At 71.7% G+C, this 6,192-nt stretch carries 3 protein-coding genes, 2 tRNA genes and 1 pseudogene; 2 read left to right on the top strand and 4 right to left on the bottom strand.

What is annotated here, in order from left to right:
* Positions 1–127 precede the first annotated feature (127 nt).
* Both AB0E77_RS23365 and AB0E77_RS23370 read right to left on the bottom strand, forming a co-directional pair.
* Positions 128–201 (bottom strand) — tRNA-Met (locus tag AB0E77_RS23365).
* Positions 202–253: 52 nt separating this feature from the next.
* Positions 254–1,387: a dihydrofolate reductase family protein gene (locus tag AB0E77_RS23370; RefSeq protein ID WP_361573626.1), complete on the bottom strand. Its 1,134-nt coding sequence runs from the start codon at positions 1,385–1,387 to the stop codon at positions 254–256.
* Between the two features lie 302 nt (positions 1,388–1,689).
* Between AB0E77_RS23370 and AB0E77_RS23375 the strand changes: the two genes are divergently transcribed.
* Entirely contained in the window at positions 1,690–3,948 is a 2,259-nt protein-coding gene (locus AB0E77_RS23375; RefSeq protein WP_361573628.1) for a peptidoglycan recognition protein, read from the top strand.
* Positions 3,949–4,037: 89 nt separating this feature from the next.
* Here the strand turns inward: AB0E77_RS23375 and AB0E77_RS23380 are convergent.
* Together AB0E77_RS23380 and AB0E77_RS23385 are read right to left on the bottom strand one after the other, a co-directional pair.
* Positions 4,038–4,110: transfer RNA gene (locus AB0E77_RS23380), tRNA-Lys, on the bottom strand.
* Positions 4,111–4,229: 119 nt separating this feature from the next.
* A complete protein-coding gene (locus tag AB0E77_RS23385; protein WP_361573630.1) occupies positions 4,230–5,765 on the bottom strand; it encodes an amino acid permease in 1,536 nt (511 codons plus the stop codon).
* 92 nt (positions 5,766–5,857) lie between these two features.
* Between AB0E77_RS23385 and AB0E77_RS23390 the strand changes: the two are divergent.
* A pseudogene (locus AB0E77_RS23390) lies at positions 5,858–6,192 on the top strand (hypothetical protein); the annotation flags it as partial.

Below are 6,192 nucleotides of genomic sequence, written 5' to 3' on the forward strand. Positions count from 1 at the left end.
TTGCCGTCCCGGCCTCCAGGTTTCCCGGAGGAGGGGCAGGGAGCGAGCCGTGAGGGCCGGGCGGGTGACGGAGGTCCGGACACACCGAAGGCCGGAATCCCTGAGGATTCCGGCCTTCGGCCTTGAGTAGCGGGGACAGGATTTGAACCTGCGACCTCTGGGTTATGAGCCCAGCGAGCTACCGAGCTGCTCCACCCCGCGTCGTTGTGTCTCCAGTGTACGTCATGTCGGGGGCAGGACGCACACGCGTATCTCAGGAGCCCAGCAGATGACGGTTGGGCCCCTTCGCCGCCGCCTCCTGCTCGGGCAGGACGGCGACGACGGCGCCCCCCGCGGCGAGCACCCCGCTGCCGTCGGCCCCCGGCACGAACGTGTCCGGTTCCCGCCAGGCCGTGACCACCCGGCGCACCCCGGCGTCGAGGATCAGCCGGGCGCAGGAGGCGGGCCGGGAGGCACGGCGGGCGCACGGTTCCAGGCTGCTGTAGACCGTGGCGGCCGCGAGCCGCGGATCGGCGGGGTCGACCTTGGCCAGCGCGGCCTCCTCGGCGTGCACGACCGGGTCGCCGCCCTCCCGCGAATGCCCCCGCGCCAGCTCGCTCCCGTCGGCGGCGACCACGACGGCCCCCACACTGAACGCGGTGTCCGACGGCGGACACAGCTCGGCCAGCTCACAGGCGAGCGCCAGCCAGTGCCGGTCGGCGGCGACGACGCGGTCGCCGGCCCCGGGTGCGGTCGGCAGGTAGCGCGTCAGCACGACGTCCTCGATCCGCCGCGTCTCCACGAGCCGCAGCCGCCCGCCCTGGTAGGCGCCGGGCCCGAACAGCCGGGGCGCTGCCGGGTCCCCCACGAACAGCGGAGCGAGCACGAGCTGGAGCTCGTCGGCGAGCCCCTGCTGGAGCAACTGGGTGTGCACGGTCCCGCCCCCCTCCACCATGAGCCGCCGCACGCCCCGGCGCTCGTACAACTGCTCCAGCGCCACCCCCCACTCGAGCGTCTCCCCGAGCGGCAGGACCTGTGCGGCGATCCCGAGCGCATGAGCCCGCCGGGCGCCCTCGTCGGTGGTCAGCAGCACCTTGTCGCCCCCGGTGTGCCAGAAGGCCGCCGCCGGATCCAGTTCACCGGACCCGCTGACCGTCACCTTCAGCGGATACTCCGGCTTCCCCGCGGCCACCCGCCCGGCCCTCCGCCCGGCGGAGTTCACCAGCAACCGCGGATTGTCGGCCCGGATGGTCCCGGCCCCCACCAGAATCGCGTCCACGGACGCCCGCACCTCGTCGACCCGGTCGAAGTCGGCGGGGGACGACAACAACAGCCGCTCGGGACCGGCGTCGTCCAGATACCCGTCGAGGGAGACGGCGGCGGAGAGGAGGACGTAGGGGAGGGGCATGGCGTACTCCGGTGAGGCGGGCGAACGGTGACGGGTGCGGCGGGGCCACCCTAGGCGTGCGTACCGTCGGCGCCCGGAACGGTGCGGGTCGGCCCGCCGCTCGACGTGCCGCGCAAACTCCGCGAGCGAGGGGTTCGTCGTCACCACCGTGACGTTTGTGGCGCGCGGCGCGCTGAACGTATCGGCCCACCTGTGTGACGGGTGTGCCTCACGCTGCTTTCTGAGGCCTTAGCCGGCTTGCCATATGGGGTGGGTTTGTCATGACTCGTCGTACGTCATCGCATGCGTACAGACCGCTGAGCTTGAAACGACGGGCGTGGCTGACGCTCGGTGCCGTGGTGCTGGGAGGCGGAGGCGTGGTGACGTACGCGGTCGCCAGCCCGCCCGACGACCCCGGTGCCGGGGGCCGGGACAAGCGGCCCGTGAAGGTCTACGACCTCGCACTGAAGGGCACCGCGAGCGGCAAGCGCGAGCTGCCGCGCACGAGCACCGCGCAGTTCTCGCTGGTCGGCGTGTCCTGGTCGGGGCCCGTCGAGGAGCTCGACGGGCGGGCGCAGGTGCGCACCCGAGAACTCGAGAGCGGTGAGTGGGGCTCCTGGCAGGACCTCGAGGTGAACATCGACCCGCCGGAGGACCCCGAGGCCGGGATGCGCGGGGCCTCGGAGCCGCTGTGGGTCGGTCCCTCGGACGGCGTGGAGGTCCAGGTCCTGCACGAGGACGGCACCACCGGCGCGCTGCCCAAGGGGCTCCAGGTCAACCTGGTCGACCCCGGGGTGGTGACGAAGGCCGAGACCCAGGCGACCGGTCCGGCGGCGTTCGTCACCGAGGAGAGCAGCCCGGTGGCCACGCCCACCGATTCCCCGGTGCCCACCGACGGGACGACCGAGACGCCGGCCGACGACGAGACCGCCACGTCGCCGGCATCGACCGACACCACGTCGCCGGCGGCCACCGGCACCACGGCCGCGCCGACGCCCACCGGCCCGCCGTCCGCCTCCGCGTCCCCGAGCCCGTCGGCCACCACACCTTCGGCTCCGCCGTCCACCGTGCCCAAGCCGCCGATGACCTCGCGCGTCGGCTGGGGCGCCGACGAGTCGCTCAGCCCCGACCCGTCCGAGTACACGGCCGACGTGAAGGCCGTCTTCGTCCACCACACCGACGGGGCCAACGACTACTCCTGCGCCGACTCCGCCGCGATCGTGCGGGGCATCTACGCGTACCACACGCAGGTCAACGGCTGGAACGACATCGGCTACAACTTCCTGGTCGACAAGTGCGGCACCGTCTTCGAGGGGCGCAAGGGCGGCACCGACCTGCCCGTCCTGGGTGCGCACACCTACGGCTGGAACAGGGAGTCCGCCGGTATCGCGGTGCTCGGTGAGTACACCTCCACCGGTGCCTCCGGTGCCGCGCTCGCCTCCGTCGCCCGCGTCGCCGCCTGGAAGCTCGGCCAGTACGGCGCCGACCCGGCCGGCACGGTGCAACTCAACGCCGGGGCGAGCCAGAAGAACTACTTCGGCACCGGATTCACCGCGAACACCAAGTACACCTTCAACCGGATCTCCGGCCACCGCGACGGCTACAACACCCAGTGCCCGGGCAACTCCCTGTACGCCCAGCTGCCGACCGTTCGCGCCTGGGCGTCCGGCCCGGTGCAGGGCCTGAAGGTGGCCTCGGTCGGCGGCGCGGCGCTGTCCGGCTCGACGTACTACACCAAGGGCGCCCTCAGCGTGAAGTGGGCGGCCACCACGCCCGCGTCGCTCGTCAAGAGCTACGAGCTGCTGGTCGACGGCAAGACCGTCGTCACCGCTTCCGGCACGGCCACCTCCGCGAACACGACCCTGCCCCTGGGCAGCCACAGTGTCGCGGTGCGGGCGGTGCACCAGTCCGGCAAGGCAGTCACCACCACCGCGCTGAAGGTCGTCGCGGAGACGACGGCACCGGTGTTCACCAACACGCCGAAGCTCTCCCTGCGTACCGGCACGGTCAACACCACCGCCGTCCCCGTCACCCTCGCCTGGAAGGCGACCGACGACAAGGCGCTGCGCGGGGTGAGGCTGCTGTCCCCGACGGCCACCACCTTCCCGCCGACGTGGACGGCCAACAACCGGACCGCTGCCTCGGGCTCGGCCGCCACCTGGTCGATGCAGGCGTACGACTACGCCGGCAACTACCGCAACGCGTCCGCCTCCTACACCCCGGTCATCCTCCAGGAGACGTCGGCGGTGCGGTCCGGCAGCTGGACGAGCCGTTCCTCTTCCAGCTACCTGGGCGGCAAGTCGTACTCCAGCGGTTCCAGGGGCGCCGCACTCACCTGGACCTTCACCGGCCGGTCCGCCGCCTGGGTGGTCTCGCGCGCCTCCAGCTCGGGCCAGGTGTACGTCTACGTCGACGGCGTCAAGGTGAGCACCGTGGACCTGAAGTCCTCCAGTACGCTCTACCGGCAGGCGATCTGGACGAAGACCTGGTCCACCAGCGCCAAGCACACCGTCAAGATCGTCGTGGTCGGCACCAGCGGCCGTCCCACGGTCACCACCGACGGTCTCGTCTACATCAAGTAGCGGCCGGAACGACGACAGGGCGCCCGGTCCGGCGGAAGCCGGACCGGGCGCCCTGTCGCAGGCAGGAGGTTCTCCTCCACCGCCGTCGGTAGGCCCTGTGGGACTCGAACCCACAACCAATGGATTAAAAGTCCACTGCTCTGCCAATTGAGCTAAGGGCCCAGGCGTTGTGTCGCGCGGTGCTGCGTGATGTTGCCACACCGAGCATAGCCCGACGCGGCCGGGACGCCGATCGGGTATCGGGGTCCCGGCCGTGTCGGGGGGTGGGGGCGCGTCCGGGGCTACGGGTCCACCGGCTCCGGGGCGTCCGCGCGGGCGGCGGCGCGGGTGCGGGTGCGTTCGTGGCCGGGGTCGAGGAACCAGTGGCGGGCCGAGGCCAGCCACCAGGTGGCGGCGAAGCCGAGGACGACCAGGACGGCGACGGGCGCGTAGTTGAAGGTCTCCCAGGTGACCGGGGAGACCTGGGGCAGCATGAACAGGACCGTGATGACGCCGACCCACGCCACCGCGACCACGCCGACCGCGCGCGACCAGCGGCCCAGGTGCCAGGGGCCGCGTTCGAAGTCCTCGCCCTTGCGCAGGCGCAGGAAGGTCGGGACGACGTACGCGATGTAGAGGCCGATGACGGCGATCGACGTCACCGCGGCGTACGCCGTCACGTTGATGAGGTACGGCAGGCCCAGGGCCAGGGCGCCCAGTGCGGCCAGCCAGACCGCGGCGACCGGCGTGCGGGTGCGCGGGCTGACGGTGTGCCAGATGTGCGACCAGGGCAGCGCGCCGTCTCGCGAGAAGGCGTAGATCATGCGGCTGTTGGCCGTCACCGACGCCATCCCGCAGAACAGCTGCGCCCCGATGACGACGAGCAGCAGCAGCTTGCCCGCGGTCGCGCCGAGGGCGTCGAGGAGGATCTGGGCGGGCGGGGCGCCGGTCGGGGAGGCGAGGGCGCCCTCGTAGGACTGGATCGCGAAGGTGAAGCCGAGGAGCAGCACGAAGCCGGCGATCCAGGAGGTCCAGATGGAGCGGACGATGCCTTTCGGGCCGGCGGTGGACGCGTCGTGCGTCTCCTCCGTCATGTGGGCGGAGGCGTCGTAGCCGGTGAAGGTGTACTGGGCCATCAGGAGGCCGATCAGGACGACGTACACCCCGCTGCCCCAGCCCGTGTTGTTCACGAACTCGCCGAAGACGAAGGACGCCGACCGGTGGTGGTCGGGGGCGAAGGTCAGCGCACCGACGATGACCGCGACGCCGAGGACGTGCCACCAGACGCTGACGCTGTTCAGCAGGCCGACGATGCGGACGCCGAAGGTGTTCAGCAGGCCGTGGAGGACCAGGATCGCGGCGAAGAGGAGGATCGTGCGGCCCGGCGTCACCTCGAAGTCGAACTGGAGGTTCAGGTAGGCGCCGAGGAAGGACGCCGCGCCGAAGTCGATGCCGGCGGTCACCGCCACCTGGCCCAGCACGTTGAACCAGCCCGTGAACCAGGCCCAGGCCGCCGCCGTGCGGGGCGGCGCGAGGCGGTGCGCCCAGAAGTACAGGCCCGCCGAGGTCGGGTACGCCGAGCAGATCTCGGCCATCGCCAGGCCGACGAAGAGGGTCATCAGGCCGACGGCGACCCAGCCCCAGGTGATGACGGCGGGGCCGCCGGTGTTCATGCCGAAGAGGTAGAGGGTCAGGCAGCCCGACAGGACCGAGATGATCGTGAAGGAGACCGCGTAGTTGGAGAACGCCGACATGCGGCGGGCCAGGACCTGGGTGTAGCCGAGCTGGGCCAGCCGTTCTTCGTCCGAGGGCCCGCCCGCCTTGGCGTCATCTGTCATGCCCCCAGCAATTCCCCAGCCGAGCGCGTGACATGCGTCACAGGGGGCTCTGGAAAGGGCGGGTAAGCGGAAGGGCCCGCACGACAGGAGTCGTGCGGGCCCTTCCGGTGCTCGGTCGGCCGGCGTCAGCCGTTGCGCTTCCAGCGCGGCTTGTCGTCGCGACGACCGAAGGAGGAACCACGGTGGTCGTCACGGCGGCCGTACGGGCGGTCGTGACCGCCGCTGCGGAAGCCGGGACGGTCGCCCTGACGGTCGCGGTTGAACGGACGGTCGCTGCCGGAGCGGTCGCCCTGGCGGTCACGGTTGAACGGGCGGTCGCTGCCACGGTGGCCGGGGCGGTCGCCACGGTCGTCGCGGCGGAAGCCGCCGCGGTCGTCACGACGCTCGAACGAACGGCCACCACGGTCGTCACGACGGTCGTCCCGGC

Origin of the sequence: Streptomyces sp. NPDC032940 (assembly GCF_040636935.1) — a bacterium.
Classification (GTDB): Bacteria; Actinomycetota; Actinomycetes; order Streptomycetales; family Streptomycetaceae; genus Streptomyces.

What these genes read in the sequence shown, in the direction of transcription:
- AB0E77_RS23370 (WP_361573626.1), bottom strand. Translation starts at nt 1,387, where the DNA reads ATGCCCCTCCCCTACGTCCTCCTCTCCGCCGCCGTCTCCCTCGACGGG.
- AB0E77_RS23385 (WP_361573630.1), bottom strand. Translation starts at nt 5,765, where the DNA reads ATGACAGATGACGCCAAGGCGGGCGGGCCCTCGGACGAAGAACGGCTG.